The 14,024-nt window shown below is 51.1% G+C and carries 23 protein-coding genes; 9 read left to right on the plus strand and 14 right to left on the minus strand.

Annotation, left to right across the window (positions count from 1 at the left end; genetic code table 11):
- Positions 1-435: 435 nt before the first annotated feature.
- From RTY00_RS04815 to RTY00_RS04875, 13 genes are all read right to left on the minus strand, one after another.
- Positions 436-864, minus strand: a complete 429-nt coding sequence (locus RTY00_RS04815) for an antiterminator Q family protein (protein WP_312181345.1) — start codon at positions 862-864, stop codon at positions 436-438.
- Between the two features lie 24 nt (positions 865-888).
- Positions 889-1,893 (minus strand): DUF968 domain-containing protein, encoded by a 1,005-nt coding sequence (locus RTY00_RS04820; RefSeq protein ID WP_312663610.1) that lies wholly within the window; start codon positions 1,891-1,893, stop codon positions 889-891.
- Positions 1,890-2,255 carry a RusA family crossover junction endodeoxyribonuclease gene (locus RTY00_RS04825; RefSeq protein WP_312663611.1) on the minus strand — a complete coding sequence of 122 codons (366 nt, stop codon included), beginning with the start codon at positions 2,253-2,255 and terminating at the stop codon, positions 1,890-1,892. The genes RTY00_RS04820 and RTY00_RS04825 overlap by 4 nt, the downstream gene beginning before the upstream one ends.
- 310 nt (positions 2,256-2,565) lie before the next feature.
- On the minus strand, positions 2,566-2,943 hold the full coding sequence (locus RTY00_RS04830; RefSeq protein WP_312663612.1) for a DUF4406 domain-containing protein: 378 nt from the start codon (positions 2,941-2,943) through the stop codon (positions 2,566-2,568).
- Complete coding sequence (locus RTY00_RS04835) at positions 2,940-3,290, minus strand: DUF551 domain-containing protein (protein WP_312663613.1); 351 nt, start codon at positions 3,288-3,290, stop codon at positions 2,940-2,942. Before RTY00_RS04835 ends, RTY00_RS04830 begins: the two co-directional genes overlap by 4 nt.
- Positions 3,287-3,913, minus strand: coding sequence for an MT-A70 family methyltransferase (locus tag RTY00_RS04840; RefSeq protein ID WP_277977408.1), 627 nt, complete (start codon positions 3,911-3,913; stop codon positions 3,287-3,289). The genes RTY00_RS04835 and RTY00_RS04840 overlap by 4 nt, the downstream gene beginning before the upstream one ends.
- Positions 3,913-4,878 (minus strand): dATP/dGTP pyrophosphohydrolase domain-containing protein, encoded by a 966-nt coding sequence (locus RTY00_RS04845; RefSeq protein WP_312663614.1) that lies wholly within the window; start codon positions 4,876-4,878, stop codon positions 3,913-3,915. Before RTY00_RS04845 ends, RTY00_RS04840 begins: the two co-directional genes overlap by 1 nt.
- On the minus strand, positions 4,875-4,997 hold the full coding sequence (locus RTY00_RS04850; protein WP_255527800.1) for a hypothetical protein: 123 nt from the start codon (positions 4,995-4,997) through the stop codon (positions 4,875-4,877). Before RTY00_RS04850 ends, RTY00_RS04845 begins: the two co-directional genes overlap by 4 nt.
- Positions 4,994-5,407 (minus strand): helix-turn-helix domain-containing protein, encoded by a 414-nt coding sequence (locus RTY00_RS04855; protein ID WP_277977410.1) that lies wholly within the window; start codon positions 5,405-5,407, stop codon positions 4,994-4,996. Before RTY00_RS04855 ends, RTY00_RS04850 begins: the two co-directional genes overlap by 4 nt.
- Before the next feature lie 2 nt (positions 5,408-5,409).
- A complete protein-coding gene (locus tag RTY00_RS04860; RefSeq protein ID WP_312663615.1) occupies positions 5,410-6,279 on the minus strand; it encodes a conserved phage C-terminal domain-containing protein in 870 nt (289 codons plus the stop codon).
- Positions 6,242-6,451, minus strand: a complete 210-nt coding sequence (locus RTY00_RS04865; protein ID WP_073980770.1) for a DUF4222 domain-containing protein — start codon at positions 6,449-6,451, stop codon at positions 6,242-6,244. Before RTY00_RS04865 ends, RTY00_RS04860 begins: the two co-directional genes overlap by 38 nt.
- A 267-nt stretch (positions 6,452-6,718) precedes the next feature.
- On the minus strand, positions 6,719-7,249 hold the full coding sequence (locus RTY00_RS04870; protein WP_312663616.1) for a YmfL family putative regulatory protein: 531 nt from the start codon (positions 7,247-7,249) through the stop codon (positions 6,719-6,721).
- Positions 7,250-7,274: 25 nt separating this feature from the next.
- Positions 7,275-7,517, minus strand: a complete 243-nt coding sequence (locus RTY00_RS04875) for a Cro/Cl family transcriptional regulator (protein ID WP_312663617.1) — start codon at positions 7,515-7,517, stop codon at positions 7,275-7,277.
- A gap of 101 nt (positions 7,518-7,618) precedes the next feature.
- On the opposite strand from RTY00_RS04875, the gene RTY00_RS04880 reads away from it, so the two are divergent.
- From RTY00_RS04880 to RTY00_RS04905, 6 genes are all read left to right on the plus strand, one after another.
- A complete protein-coding gene (locus RTY00_RS04880) occupies positions 7,619-8,305 on the plus strand; it encodes a LexA family transcriptional regulator (protein WP_312663618.1) in 687 nt (228 codons plus the stop codon).
- Positions 8,306-8,497: 192 nt separating this feature from the next.
- Entirely contained in the window at positions 8,498-8,653 is a 156-nt protein-coding gene (locus tag RTY00_RS04885; RefSeq protein ID WP_312663619.1) for a hypothetical protein, read from the plus strand.
- A 701-nt stretch (positions 8,654-9,354) separates the two neighbouring features.
- Positions 9,355-9,516 (plus strand): DUF1317 family protein, encoded by a 162-nt coding sequence (locus RTY00_RS04890; RefSeq protein WP_312663620.1) that lies wholly within the window; start codon positions 9,355-9,357, stop codon positions 9,514-9,516.
- A 569-nt stretch (positions 9,517-10,085) separates the two neighbouring features.
- Complete coding sequence (locus tag RTY00_RS04895; protein WP_409519116.1) at positions 10,086-10,382, plus strand: hypothetical protein; 297 nt, start codon at positions 10,086-10,088, stop codon at positions 10,380-10,382.
- Positions 10,382-10,738: a hypothetical protein gene (locus RTY00_RS04900; RefSeq protein WP_312663621.1), complete on the plus strand. Its 357-nt coding sequence runs from the start codon at positions 10,382-10,384 to the stop codon at positions 10,736-10,738. Before RTY00_RS04895 ends, RTY00_RS04900 begins: the two co-directional genes overlap by 1 nt.
- Positions 10,731-11,429 (plus strand): hypothetical protein, encoded by a 699-nt coding sequence (locus RTY00_RS04905; protein ID WP_312663622.1) that lies wholly within the window; start codon positions 10,731-10,733, stop codon positions 11,427-11,429. The genes RTY00_RS04900 and RTY00_RS04905 overlap by 8 nt, the downstream gene beginning before the upstream one ends.
- 164 nt (positions 11,430-11,593) lie before the next feature.
- Here the strand turns inward: RTY00_RS04905 and RTY00_RS04910 are convergent, their stop codons facing one another.
- Entirely contained in the window at positions 11,594-12,274 is a 681-nt protein-coding gene (locus tag RTY00_RS04910) for an SOS response-associated peptidase family protein (RefSeq protein WP_312663623.1), read from the minus strand.
- Positions 12,275-12,318: 44 nt separating this feature from the next.
- Here RTY00_RS04910 and RTY00_RS04915 point away from each other — a divergent pair, with 44 nt between their 5' ends.
- Genes RTY00_RS04915 through RTY00_RS04925 form a run of 3 tightly spaced genes read left to right on the plus strand, consistent with a single transcriptional unit; the run spans position 12,319 to position 13,953 of the window.
- Positions 12,319-12,657 carry a hypothetical protein gene (locus RTY00_RS04915; protein ID WP_312663624.1) on the plus strand — a complete coding sequence of 113 codons (339 nt, stop codon included), beginning with the start codon at positions 12,319-12,321 and terminating at the stop codon, positions 12,655-12,657.
- Between the two features lie 55 nt (positions 12,658-12,712).
- Positions 12,713-12,931, plus strand: coding sequence for a DUF4224 domain-containing protein (locus RTY00_RS04920; protein ID WP_312663625.1), 219 nt, complete (start codon positions 12,713-12,715; stop codon positions 12,929-12,931).
- Complete coding sequence (locus RTY00_RS04925; protein ID WP_312663626.1) at positions 12,931-13,953, plus strand: tyrosine-type recombinase/integrase; 1,023 nt, start codon at positions 12,931-12,933, stop codon at positions 13,951-13,953. Before RTY00_RS04920 ends, RTY00_RS04925 begins: the two co-directional genes overlap by 1 nt.
- Positions 13,954-14,024 lie beyond the last annotated feature (71 nt).

A 14,024-nucleotide genomic window follows, 5' to 3' on the forward strand; every position in this document is an offset into this window, starting at 1 on the left:
ATACCCCGATTCGTTTTTGTGGGCATATAGCCAGGCCAGCAGGCTTGCCCAGAAGCCCATGTCTTTATCTGGCATACGTTTCATCCTCACCTCCCAATAGGTCGGTGCCGTCGGTAGTCTCGAAATAAAAAATTGCGCACCGCCACGGCGTGAAAATTTCGGTTAACAGTGATTGGCGGGCGCAAAAACGAAAGAAGGCCGCTCTATGGCGACCCTCTAAAATATGAACCCTGACGCGTTCCGCGATAGTTACCTGGCCCGTCAGCCACAGGGTTAATTTGTTCTCAAGCAATCGCAAAATTACTCAAATTTGAGTTTCCATGAGATGAAAACAAAAACGCCCGATAGCTGGTGAGGCTTCGGGCGCTTTAAATCACTCACGTAATTTGCAACTGATTCTTGATGATAAGTAGTACTGCGTAGTAACGACTCTTATCACATTACCAATGATTTTGCGGACCGCGTTAATGTTTTTTGAATAATTTTTCTTGGCTCTAATTCCGGGTCCATTTCAAGCCGAACATCCAGCCATGCCAGACAGCCTTCAATAAAACCTTCAGCCATTTGGACCTGAATGCGGATCATCTTCTCGTCGCATTTCGCGCGCTGCGCCAGCTTTCGTTTGGATATGTTGTAGAAGTAATGCAGAACAATTAACTCGTGCTCATCAGGACGGCGGGCGCGAAGTTTGGCTAAGCATGACTCAATAACCAATCCATCATCATCAGTGCATGACAGGGTCATTTTTGAATCCTGTGGTAGCAGCCCTTTGAACCCAGCCGCAATTGGTGAGTAATCTACACCGCTACGATCAGACCGCGCCCATCCTGCCCAACGTTCTAATACCTGTGACATGTCACGCATACATATTCCTCCACGCTTTTTAATTTACCCGATCACGCCGACTGCAATCGAGTGATCTAGGAACCTGAACAGCAGCTCTAACTGACTGCCGTATTTTTCTTCGAATGCCCTCATGTCCCGGTGCAGTTCATCGTGATGCGCCCTGCAAAGCGGTATCACAAACAAATCATGCGCCTTTGTTCCCATTCCTCCCTGTCCGTGTCCGATTATGTGGTGTGGGTCGTCTGCTGGTTTATTGCAGCAGGCGCATGGCTGCACCTTGACCCAACGCGTGTACTTCTCATTGCTCCAGCGCAGACGTTTTGGTCTCGCCATAAACGACTGCGGCGAATCCGGGTCGGCTTTGATGGTCATCACCTGCTTAACCGACTCTACCGCTTCCTGAATCACTTCCCGCGCAGCGCGTGCCGGGTTGATATCTGCCTCCGGCATTGGCCCAGTTGCTGGTTTCTCTACCGGCATACGTAGAACGCGCCGCGCCGGTGCTTCCGGTATCAGGTCGATAACTTCCCTGATGCATGCCCACCAGCACAGCTCTGGCAACGTCATCAGGTGATCTGCGCCTAATCCCATTTGGATGCATGCTGATTCGATAATCCAGCGGGAAAGGTTGCCTGCTGCGACTTCTTCCAGCTTTGCCGGTGCGCCATTGGCACGGCAAAAATTATCGTGGGTATAGCACAGGCAAACCGCTCCGCGTTCGGTCCGCAACGTAGTGTAATCGTGGTGATGATAAGAATCTTTTTCGTGTTGCTGACAGGAGCGAATTTTTTGCACCCATGTGACGTGTGCCTCCCATCCACCAGCAGCATCGATCACTCGTTCATCAGCGAGGAAGGTTTTCAGCAGCGGCTCATCAAGCAACGGCTGGGCGCTGTCGTTGATTAAACCTGATGGCAGGTTCGATACATCGCCCGATGGGGTGCACACCAGAACGCGGCCACGAAACATCGGTAGCAGCTCGCGGCCCGGCTTCAGCAGCACAATGCCAGTTTGATGCGCGATTTCAGGTGTCAGTATCGCCCTCATGCTGCCACCGCCTGATATTCGCTTATCGTAACCTCGGATTTACCGCCCTTAGTAACTGGACCCCATTCAACTATCAGGCGCTTAATCTGCTTATCATCCATCCACACGCCAGCATGTGTCAGGCTATCGAATGCAGCTTTCAGGTAATTGTCCAAATCACGCATGCGCTTGTCTGGCGGGTACAGCATCACCGTTACTGCAACATTCACTGTAATCGGCTTAGGCTTGCGCTTTAGCTGTTTGTATACCGCCGCAATCGCATTGGATCGGAAACAGCGCCCGGAGGCGCTGATCAATACTCCCTTGCGGGTGTTTCTCCAGTAAGCGTTTACGGACGGAGGGAATGGCAGAGTTAATTTCAAATGGTCAACTCCTTCTGACGTTCGCCTTCATGTTGGAATTTATCGCCGTCGATAGGCATCAGGTACTGCAGGGGATAAAGCGCCCATCCATTTCCAGCCCAGATTGGTGCGCCTTTCACTAGCTCTGATACGACATCACCTGTCACCAACCAACAGTTATGATCGCTGAAATTCAAACATGGTCGGCCTCGCGGCGAATAGAATGAACCGCGCGCCGGAACAAGTTGAACGCATGTAACGCACTTACCGATGTCAGATGACTTATTGCTATCGATTATTAGCGCCAAGCCACCAGCTTTCAATTCAGGCATCACTCAGCACTCCCATAGTTGGTTTGCTCAACTCCACTTTCACGGCAATCATCGCCGCTGGTTTGGACTCCATGCATTCGAGCCCACCCCGGCATCACATCATAAGCCTTGATTTTTAGCTTTTTCGCCAGGGCCAGTTCTGCTTTAGCGCCATCGGATTTTTGCCAGCCTGGAAGCATGAATATTGCGTCGGCGCATCTAAGCATTGCCATGCAGATATCCATGTATTCAAACTGCGATAGGCCATCGGGAAGAATGGCTGGATTGAGAGGCACAAGACCACCGGCCTTTATGCGCTCAGCCTCATCATTGAACGCTTCGCGGTTAAAGTTTGCATAACCTGTCATCGGCCCTGAAATGTAAATTTTTTCCATCATCCACCCCGCTCATCATTTTGAATCTGTTGGTAGGTGTCCGTTGTGGGCTGCGGTGGTGCTGGCAGAAATTGCCAGTGCGTGATTTTCCCAGGTTGCCAACATTGCCAGTGCCCATACATCGTGTGAAGTATCTTCTCAAACACGCCATCCCACGTTAGGACACCTTTGCCGTCTGGCGGCATGCGGTCCATACAGCTTATCCATCCATTTTCCTTGGTTATCAGAAGGGCAATAGATATCTTCGCAACCTCCACTATCTCTTCATTGGTTGAGACGGATGCCAAGATGCGTGCACAGTGCAGCAATTCATCTTTCTTCTTCGCGCTCATTTCTTGATGATTATTCATGCCACCCTCCCGGCGATCAGTTGCACGCTGCTGTCACACTGGTTGCCCCAGCAATCCCAGCCATCGGCGGCGGTTCGCGCAAACAGCTCAATGCGTGACACGTCACCATAAAGTTGCTCCAGACGGTTTCTCACTTCCCACGGCTTCGCGCTGTGTTCGCCCAGGCATGAATACACAACCTGCTTTACCGATGCGCTGGCGCGTTCCAGCCCGGTGCCGCGCGTAGCAATCAGCACATCCTCTGTGTTGCTGCGGGTGTGGTTGCCGCCGTTCATGCGGGTTTCTGCGTTAAGCATGTCCAGCAGGTCGGTGAAGTCGTGAATGGTCTGCTCTGTCAGCGCGCGGTTGAAGCGTTCTTCTGCGCGCTGGTTCATCTTCACCCAGGTGAACCCCTTCATGGTGCGAACACGGAACCCCCACGACTCAGCCAGTTCGCGCGCCTCCTGGTTGTGGGTGCCGGTGTACCACATCGCCAGCACCGCGTTTTCCTCAGCAAGCGCCCACACGGGCAGGCGCTTAAGGTCAGTCATCGTCATGGTGTTGTAGTGGTCAGCAGCAGCGCCATTGCTGGCGCTGTTGTTGTATTGCCACGGTGGATCGGCGTAAATGAGCTGGTAAGGCATTACGCTTCCTCCTTGATGTGTTCGCGTGGTTCGCCATCTTTCGGCTCGGGCCATTTGCGGGCCATGTTGATGCTCAACTTGATGTCCATCGCGGTGTTCAGCTCGTCATCAGTGATGCCAGCGCGGCGAAGTGCATCCCACAGAAGGAACTGCAGGTCTGCCCACTCTGACAGGTCGTCCACTGCTTCAGCGGCTTCGAGCGCTTCTTTGGCGAGGTGCTTGAGTGGGCCAATCGGACCGACATCACCAAAGGTTTGCTGTGACCAGGTGGCGTGTTTCTTCCGGATGGTTTCGCGTACCTGTGCCGGGTTAGCAAGGGCTGCTGAACGCGTCAGTTTCTTCTTGCCGTTGGCTTTAGCCTTTGCCAGACCCTCTGCGGCAATAGTCCCTGCTTTGGCACCATGCTCGCGTGAAAGAGCAACGGCGGTAGTTGCTGCGACTTCGTTACGCTTCACCATGCCAATCAGCTCATCGCCAGCTGTCAGCAAAGCGAGGTGCTGATCGATGTCTGACGGAGAGCGTTTAACTTTCTTCGCGATTTCTGCCGGTTCCCAGCCCTGATTTTTCAGCCTCTGGTATGCTGCAGCGCGCTCCAGCGGTTCCAGCGGGCGGCCCTGACTGCTAGTCACCATGAAGGCGATGCGCTCGGCTTCGTTGCCTACGAAGTCTTTGCACTCTAGGCGGATTTCATAGCCTGCTTCCTGCGCCAGCTTCGCACCGTGCAAGCGGTGGTGACCGTCGATCACCTTCACGCCCTGATCTGTCACCTGAACCGTCAGAGGTGGAACATTCTCACCGGCAATGTACGCATCGCGGAATTCTTCGACGTGAGCCTGATCGATATCGCGAACGTTGTAACCAGGTTCGATATACAACTCACTAACACCCAGCAGGTAAGTTTTACGTACCGTAATGTCGGTTTCGTTGTCGTCTTTGTTTTTGTAAACCTGAAGCAAATTGCTCATGCTGTTTTCAACTCCCATATCAGGGCAATAACTAAACCGGTAATCATCAGGACCGCTGCGCGAATGCCACGGTAGTAATCTTCGTTGCGCCAGTAGTGCGCTTTGATGGCTGCTTTCATCGGCGGAAGCTCCCACGGTTACCAAACGGATCGGGCGCTGGCTTCGGGTCACGCTCTTTCGCCTTCGCTACGCACATGTTTGCCCGGATTCTCGCTTTCTCACGGAGACCAGCTTTGCGGGTTGACTGCTGCGCCTGCTGCCAGACATTGGCGGCGCGGTTCCACAGATTGCGCTCCTGCAGGCTGTAGGCTTTGTCGCAAAGGGCAATGTATTTTTCGTCGCCTTCACCAGCTGGCTCTGCGGTGAAGTAATGAGCCTCGGCATCGCTCCAGACATCGCCAACTGCGGTCATCACCGGCAATGCAGAAACTACGGTGCTGCGCGTGCGACCGATTGCTCTGGCGATCTGCGCCGGGGTCTGGCCGGGAAAGGCCATCAGGTGCGTAAGAATCAGCGTTTCAGTGTTCATCGTTACCCCCGGAAGCCGTCAGGTATCTGATAATCCATGCTCGCCACCTGAGTGGTGTCGCGCTGCCATTTCCCTTTGATGCATGGCGGACGGCCAGCGCGCTCCCATGCCTGAGCCGAGCCGAGGTATGCGGGAAACTTACCCTGTCGGAAAATTGTTTCCGGGCGGACGTAATCGCGCATCTTGGCGTCATCAGCCCATTTTGCGATGGTGTAATCCACGGCGAGAATGAGCTCTTCGGCTGTAAAATCTTCTGCCAGGCGTCCGCGAATTGGTCCGAGTGATGAGCGAGATTTCTGGTATCGCAGGCCAGCAGCCCTATTCAGATGATCAAGAACCTTGAACTCATCCTGTTCATCGTCGGGTTTCGCAGAAACCGGACAAGGGTCTTTACCTGTAATCTCTGTAGTAATCTCTGTTGTATTCTCTGTAAGACGAGTGCAATTTGCCCCCATCGATGGGTTTAATTTGCCCTGTTCGATTGGTGCATCTTGCCCTGTTCGATGAGTGCAATTTGCATCTTTCGATGAGGGCAATTTGCACTCATCGGATAACAGTGGGTTTGCGTGGTTAATCGCGTAAAAATTTGTACGGTCATGCTGCGTCTTTTTTAACTGCTCAACGTAGATAAGCCCGCTTTTTTTAAGCGATGTCAGAGCGCGTTTAACCGTGTCTGATGACCACCACGGAAATTGCTCATTCCAGTCTTCAATGGTGTTGTAAACCCAGCGGCGACCTTCATGCTCAACACCCGATGTGGTGTCCTCCAGCCAATAGCAAATCTGCTGAAGCACGATCGCTTCATTGAGGCCAATACGGCATGCAAGCACCGGGCTAACTACCAGCGGTTTTACCTTCAGAAGTAAACTCATGCGGTGCCTCTATTTCCCGAAAGTCGCGCTGGAACTGGAGGAGAGGACTGAAGCACTCGCCATGTTCGTAATTAGTGCGAAGGTAAATAACGCGGTTTGATTCTGGTTCCCAGCGGATAACGCGAACAGGAATGCCCCGACGATCAGTGAACCAGCGGTCAAGTATTCGCATTTGGCGGGCTCCTGATTACGATAAAAATCATTCCAGGCGTTCTGAACTACCAACGGTTCCGCTGACTGGTAGTTGTCGGCCTGACCTGCAACGCGTAATATTTGCTCATACCGCAACTGACCAGCCTCCACGCGGCAGCGGAATTGCACTGAAGGTCTTGTTTGAATTAAGCTGTTCATGTCGTTACTTCTCCACGCAAGTTGATTTGACGATGCCGAGCGCTCCGGTCTGCAAACTGGGGCGCTCAACCTTTCTGCTCTACCCATCTCATAATTCCTGTGCCTGAATCTGCATGCCCACTTCTGCTTTGCGGTTGGACATGAACATGTCTACCGAATGCTCTGTCACGCCCACGCCGTACAGCGCGAGGAAGCCAAGAAAGCCATGAATCTGGCCGCGCATTTTTTGCTGAAATAATCCAGAAAGCGTTTTCAGCTCCTTCTGGTCAATAACACCGTCTGCTACTGCTTCCTGCTTAGCGATCGCCAGCTTCCCGGCAGTGGCTTTGTTGCGCAGCTCGATGTCATACAGATCAACCTTGTCCACTTTCTCAACGGTTGAAACGTCCACCAGCGTCAGGCCTTTGCGATTAGCGAAGTACTCAGCCAGGTAAGTGCTGCGTGACAGGTCTTCCATCTGCTGCAACTCATCCAGCGAGAAAAAGCGACTGCCGCACTTGCGGTAGAGGTGGTTGTGGAATTGGTCGATGGTCATGCCCATGTCAGCAGCCATACCTAAACGACCGTGTTGGTGTGCTTTGCACATCAGGCGAATTGCTGTGTTGATGGTGTCTACCATTTCGTTTTACCTGTTGTAGTTACCGCTAAGCGGCTGTGGCTTTAGAATCCAATTCAGGCCAGATTTTCATCCAATCATCTGGGTGAAGGTCTTTCCTGCTTACTGCGCGATCTGAATTAATTTCGATGAGCACTGAGAGCGCCGGGCCTAACTTTTGGCCTTTACTGATAGCCTTGCGAAGGTATTCAATTGAAGTTTCACAAGCCGCTGCGAAATCTCGTTGTTTACCCAAAGCAAGGCCGTTCAGATACGTTCTTAACGTTTCCATGAAGCCTCCTGTGGTTGATGAAAGTGAGTATACCTGTAAGTATATTTTATTCAATACCTGAGAGTCATTTACCTGCGAGTAAATTTTCGTATGATCTCAGTATGAAAACCGAACCAAACAATGACGTATTCGAAATGCGGCGGCTTAAGCTCCAAGAGCTTGTTGCTGGCTATAAAACTCAAAAAGAGTTTGCTGATGCAGCAGGGTTAGACGCGACAGTAGTTTCGCGAATGCTCTATCCTGCCGGTAAGGTGGGTAAGCGAAACATTGGTGAACAAGCCGCAAGACAGCTCGAAGAGGCTTTACGTTTGCCGCGCGGATGGATGGACGGGCTTGCTAAAGCTGAACCTTCAAACGTTTCGTTCGCTGGATTAAATGAACCAAAGGGAAATTTCCCGGTTATAAGCTGGGTAAGCGCAGGACAGTGGATGGAAGCTATCGAGCCATATCATAAAAAAAGTGTTGATCGCTGGTATGAGACAACCGTGGCTTGTTCTGATAGCTCGTTCTGGCTTGATGTGAAAGGTGACTCAATGACTGCACCTGCAGGACTAAGCATTCCTGAAGGTATGGCCATTCTCATTGATCCAGAGGTTGAGGCTCGTAATGGCAAGCTCGTCGTAGCAAAGCTAGACAGCGAAAATGAAGCCACTTTCAAGAAATTGGTAGTAGATGCTGGGCGTAAATTCCTAAAGCCGCTGAATCCCCAATACCCAATGACCGAGATAAATGGCAACTGTCGAATAATAGGCGTTGTCGTGGATGCGAAAGTGACAAACCTCCCCTGAGTTGTTAGCCAGCGATCACCATAGCCCGGTTTATACCGGGTTTTTTTACGTCTAAATTCATTCCCCTCAAAATAAATTCACAAAGTTTTCATTGTGATATACCCACACGTAAAATTAATTTACCTTTAAGTATTTACAGTCAATATACTCGCAAGTATATTTTAGCCATCGAAACGCTTTTGGGAACAAGTCATGAAGATGATCAAGCAAATGGCCGACACCAGCTTACGGGACTTGATCACCTTCCTGTACCTCTTCCCTGATGCCGAACTCATCTGTGATGCAGATACCGGTGTCATGACGTTCGAATGCTGTGAATTGGATGTGGAATACAAGGCTGTGTTTTAAACGTTGAGTGTTTGGGCGGTTTCTCCGGGGCTTTCAACCCTATCAGGGGAGGGAAGATAGTGTTCGACCGGTTTAACCGCCTCTTTTTCACAACGATGAGAGCATTTGACGGGCGCACCGAGCCGCGTCACAGAGGCGTTAAGTGCTCTCAACGTTGTGGTGAATGCGCAAGCTAAGCGTGAAATCCTTTATTGGCGCGGGGCATGTGGTTAAGTCCCTCCAGCGAGGTTTAGCCGAAGACGTTCGGTGACATGACAATGAATACCAAAGCCGGAGATTAGCACCGGTCATCACAACTCAAATCCGCAGGTTGCTTAATCATAATTGATGGCAGTGCCTGCGCCGGATGGGGTAACCGGCACACAATGGTGAGAGCTTTAACCCCCGGAATCGTTTGGTTCATCCTCAGCCGGGCCGGGAACTGTAAAGCTCTCAACCATTGTGGTGATGGCACCAAGTGCGAGTGTGGTGAACTGGCCCAAACGATTACGCGATCGGTTGAGGCTCAAAGTCTAAACCCGCTCTGGTTATTGCCAGTTCAGCCAGAGCTCCGGGAGGCACCCGGCACCGCAATACCTTTCGACGTGGAGTAACGAGGCTACAGGTTTTGCAGAACCTGTCAGCCAATTAAATGAATCCCTCAGTGATTTATTGCCAGCAATGGCAAGGGATTCCCGCAACCAAATAAGCGTGGAGGATGTATGAAGCATTCGAAGGACCATATCACCGTGGGCATTATCACCCTGCCCTACAGCATCATTTTGGCCGGCTGGGTTATGCCAGACGCCTCAGTGATCAGTAATCCAATCGCAGCCCAAAAAGCTGCCGAGCGCCTCAACAGCGCAAGCCGTACCGTTCAATGAGGGCCACCAGCATGACTAAGCAGAAATCAAACAAAGAACTGGTGGCAGCAGGTCACGCTTTCGCCAAAGCTCAGGACGCTGATGCGCCGCTTACTGAAATCGCAAAGCTGGTATCAGACCTGGCTACACGTCTTGATGTGATGGATACCTGCAATAAGGCGCTGGCTACTGAAAACTACGCTATTAAAAATCTCATTGAACTTCACGCGGCTGGTTTTTCAGCTTGCTCAGCGTGCGGTCATGAGGATGCCAGTGAAAATGACGATGTCGTTTTCTTAAGTCGCTCTCTTGCCACTCCAGAAACGAACGTAATGCTCAATTCATTGCGGGCCGAAGGTATTCATTTTGCTGTGAACCGAATGCTTGGTGCTTGGGAAAGTGGGTTCATCAATGATACCCCTGAGCAAACCTACGATATTACCGGTGGTTTTCTAACTGCACTGGAGTTCTTGCCTAACGCTTCACCAGAAGAGTTTGCGGACGATTATCACAGAGAAGTCCGTTCAGCTATCGCTCAGTCACGCACTTCTGGCGCAGACGTAGCGGTAGAGAAAAAGACTCTAAGTTCCTTGCAAGTTGATCGTGACAAACACGGCTACTGGACTCACCCGGTTTACGAACTATTTTGCGATGGCCGGGAAAGCATTGCGCCTGAAGAGTTTAATCAGTGGTTAAAGCAGCAGGTTTTGAAATGCTCTATCCAGTATCGCGATGAAGAGGAAATCGACCCAAAAGTTGATGGCTATGACATCTCTTCCTGGCAACCAGAAGCGCCAGCAGGTGAAGGTTGGTTCGTTGCATCTATCCATGACACTGAAGACGGCGCAGTCTGCATTTGGCTCCGTGCAGCTAAGGATGGTGAGTGATGGCTGAGCATGAATACTACCGTGAAGAGTGGATGACAGAAGATCAGTTCTTCTGCTTCCAGATGCTGTGCGATGTCATGGGTGGAGGTAATCACCTGTGCGGAAAAGTTAAACCGAGATCGCGCGGTATTGAGTTGAGTACGCGTGGGTTTCGCGCTGCAACATTCGATTATGACGGCCTGACAAAAGCCGTGATCCTTGCGCATGATCGTTTTATCAGATTTGAGGTTGAGCCGTCAGGGCCGGGAATGTTGAAGTTGGTTTTATTCCGCCGTCAGCCAGAAGGCCGCATGTATGAGCGCCATCCTACGCTTGAAGAAGCGATAGCAAAGTACAGGGAGACTAGCCATGCGTGAGCGCGGAATTATCTTTAACACTGAAATGGTTCGTGCAGTTCTGGAAGGCAGAAAGACGCAGACGCGCCGGATTATGAAGGTGCAGCCTGAATCAAATCAGCTTGGCCTGCTGCGCATTACAGCCTCCACTAAACGCAGTGATATCGGCAAGTACCACTGGGCAGAATCAAATGCTACCGGCAATCACGTCCGCTCGAAACTGTTCGCATGCCCATATGGTGCAGTGGGTGATCGCCTGTGGGTGCGTGAGACATGGAGTGAAGATTTTGCAAATTATTACCCCAACGATCGCGTCTGGTATGCAGCGGATGACGACCGCCGCCTGGATATTGAAGTCGTAGATGGCGTGCGCGGAATATTCAGCCCTGAAAGTAATGTGCATGTTCCTTTCCGCTGGCACCCATCTATCCTCATGCCGCGCTGGGCTTCTCGCATAACGCTGGAGATAACCGGCGTTCGTGTGGAGCGGTTGAACAGCATCAGTGAGGCTGACGCGAAGGCTGAAGGCATTAAGGCAAGCAAGCCGTGGTCAGGTTTAGATGGCTGCGTAGGTAGCGGTGGCACTCCAGCTGCTGAAAGGTTTGAGTCGCTATGGCAATCCATTTACGGCGTTGAAAGCTGGCAGGCTAACCCGTGGGTGTGGGTCGTTGAGTTTAAGCGCGTGGAGGGTGTGCATGTTCAAACTTCATAAGCTGGGACGCACCGGCTTTGATTATCTCAATATGAAATCGCCACGCCAGCAGCTAAAGCTGCAGCGAATCAACACCGCTGGTCGCTCTTACTCTGCATGGCGTGATTCACGAGCAGTAGCTACAGAAAGAAAATACTGATGAGCGATGGACAGTGCAACAGCTATCAAGTTACCGGATCGTCTATCTCCTCCACCAGCTCGGAGCCCTGATTATGAATATTGCCGACCTTTCTGGAAACTGGATGCCAGATGAAGTCTTTTTCAGGCAACGCCGCATCATGCGCGATTTCCTGCGCGCGTTCGGGTGTGGTGTCAGCACTAAGCCACTCCCGGACAGCATCAGCTGTCAGAACCAGCGGTCGCCGATCATGAATATCGACCATACCTTTGTTACTTGCTGCCGTCACAATGACAAATCCTTCTTGTCCGTGGTCTTTATCGTAAGGAGCTTTGCCTATGGCGGCGAAGAAAAGGGGCTGGTTTTTCTTATGGTGAATGAAATAAGGCTGCTTTTTGTCGCCCTCCTTCTTCCATTCAAACCAACCATCAGCTGGAACGATGGCCCGACCATGATTCCACAACGGTTTGAACATGCGGCCGGTCGGAGCAGTTTCTCCTCGCGCATTGATGAGCGGCTGCTTATCCCACCATTCTGGACCATAGCCCCAAATTACCGGGTCGAGGTGAAGCTCTTCGTCACGTTCATTAAGCAAAAGCACCTTCGTGCCGGGTGCGACGTTAAAACGCCCTATAGGTTCTGGATCATATTGGATTTCGTCAGCCTTCAAGCCGAACGACTCAAAGTATTCATCTCTACTGCTGTACTGCGCGAATCGTCCACACATAAGCACCTCCTGCTTAAGGATAGTGCAGATATAGGATCAACACGATGAGCATGACAGCAGCAGAACGCAAAGCCGCGCAACGCGCGCGTCAGGCCGCTGCCGGTGAGCATAAACTGGAGCTGGTTCTGGATAGTCAGGAGTTAGCGATGCTGGCGCACAACTGTGCCACTCGTCGACCCGGTCGCGAACCCTATGAGATGGCCGAGTACATAGCGTTGCTGATTCGCCAGGATGATGCGCGTGTGCGTGGCCGTATTCGGGTAATCAGTAAACGGCAGTGTGGGAAGTGTGGCGATCAACTGCCGGTACAGGATTGCCCATGCAAAGGTGAAGCAGCCTGCTGGGCTAATCGCGGCTGGCATGAAACAAAATTAATACTGTGACTTGTCACAGCAATCTAACCTGTTGCAGCAGGTAACGCGTGGAGGATATGTGCTGATGCAGAACGACATAATTTCTGATGCTGATATCGAAAAAATCACAGGCTACAAAATTCCGTCAAAGCAGTGCCATTGCTTAAAGCAAGCAGGCATATTTTTTGTGGTTCGGCGTGACGGCAGACCAAGAACGACCTGGCAGCACTTTAACGACCCGATTACACATCGCAAAGTTGCTGAACAGGATAACCATGAACCAAACTTCGGCGCGTTAGATTAATGGCTAGAACAAGAAAAAATACTGAAGATGCATGGATGCCGCCGCGTGTTTATCGCGGCAGATCAGCATATGAGTTCCACCCGAAAAATGGTGGTGCCATACGCCTATGCAACCTTGATTCACCTCAGTCCAAGGTGTGGGCGGCATATGAGGCGCTCATTAACGAAATACCCGATGACAAACTTTTGGCGTCTTTGGCAGATCGTTTCTTCAAGTCAGCCGATTTCTTTGAGTTGGCGCGTGAAACACAGAAGGATTACCTGAAGTATTCGAAAAACGTGCTTTCAGTTTTTGGCGCAATGCCATCTGATGCAATCAAACCTGAGCACGTCCGAAAATATATGGACAAGCGCGGACTTAAAAGCCGCGTGCAGGCCAACCGCGAAAAAGCTTTTATGTCACGCATGTACCGTTGGGGATATGAACGGGGAATGGTTAGAGGCAACCCCACGAAAGGAGTTAAGAAGTTCAAGGAGGAATCGCGAGACCGTTACGTAACGGATGCGGAATACCAAGCGCTTTATTCCTGTGCGCCGGACATTGTTAAAATAGCGATGGAACTGGCTTACTTGTGTTGCGCCAGACAGGCTGATGTCTTGTCGATGAAAAAAAGCCAAATCGTTGAAGAAGGTATTTTAATTAAGCAGAGTAAAACCAGCGTAGCCCAAATTAAAGGGTGGTCCCCTCGCCTTACATCTGTGATCAACATGGCGTCAGGTTTAAGCCTCAAGCCTGGCATGAGCAGTATATTTATCATCCACCAGCCAAACGGTTCTGGTTATACGCGCGACGGTTTTAATAGTCGCTGGAGTGCAGCGCGCGAAGAAGCCCGGATTAAATTCCCGGAGCTGCTTTTCGATTTCACCTTTCATGATCTGAAAGCCAAAGGTGTATCCGATCTTGATGGGGATCTATACGAGAAGCGGGCGATTACAGGTCATAAAAATGTAGAACAAACCGCAGCTTATGACCGCAAAATTGTCGTAGTGCCAGTGGTTGGCGGGCAGAAGAAAAGCATCTGATATTAGGAATGGATATTAGGAACCAAATCGCAGGCACAAAAAAACCGCCCTTGGGCGGTTACGACATTACT

Source organism: Pantoea sp. CTOTU49201 (assembly GCF_032054795.1).
Classification (GTDB): domain Bacteria; phylum Pseudomonadota; class Gammaproteobacteria; order Enterobacterales; family Enterobacteriaceae; genus Pantoea; species Pantoea symbiotica.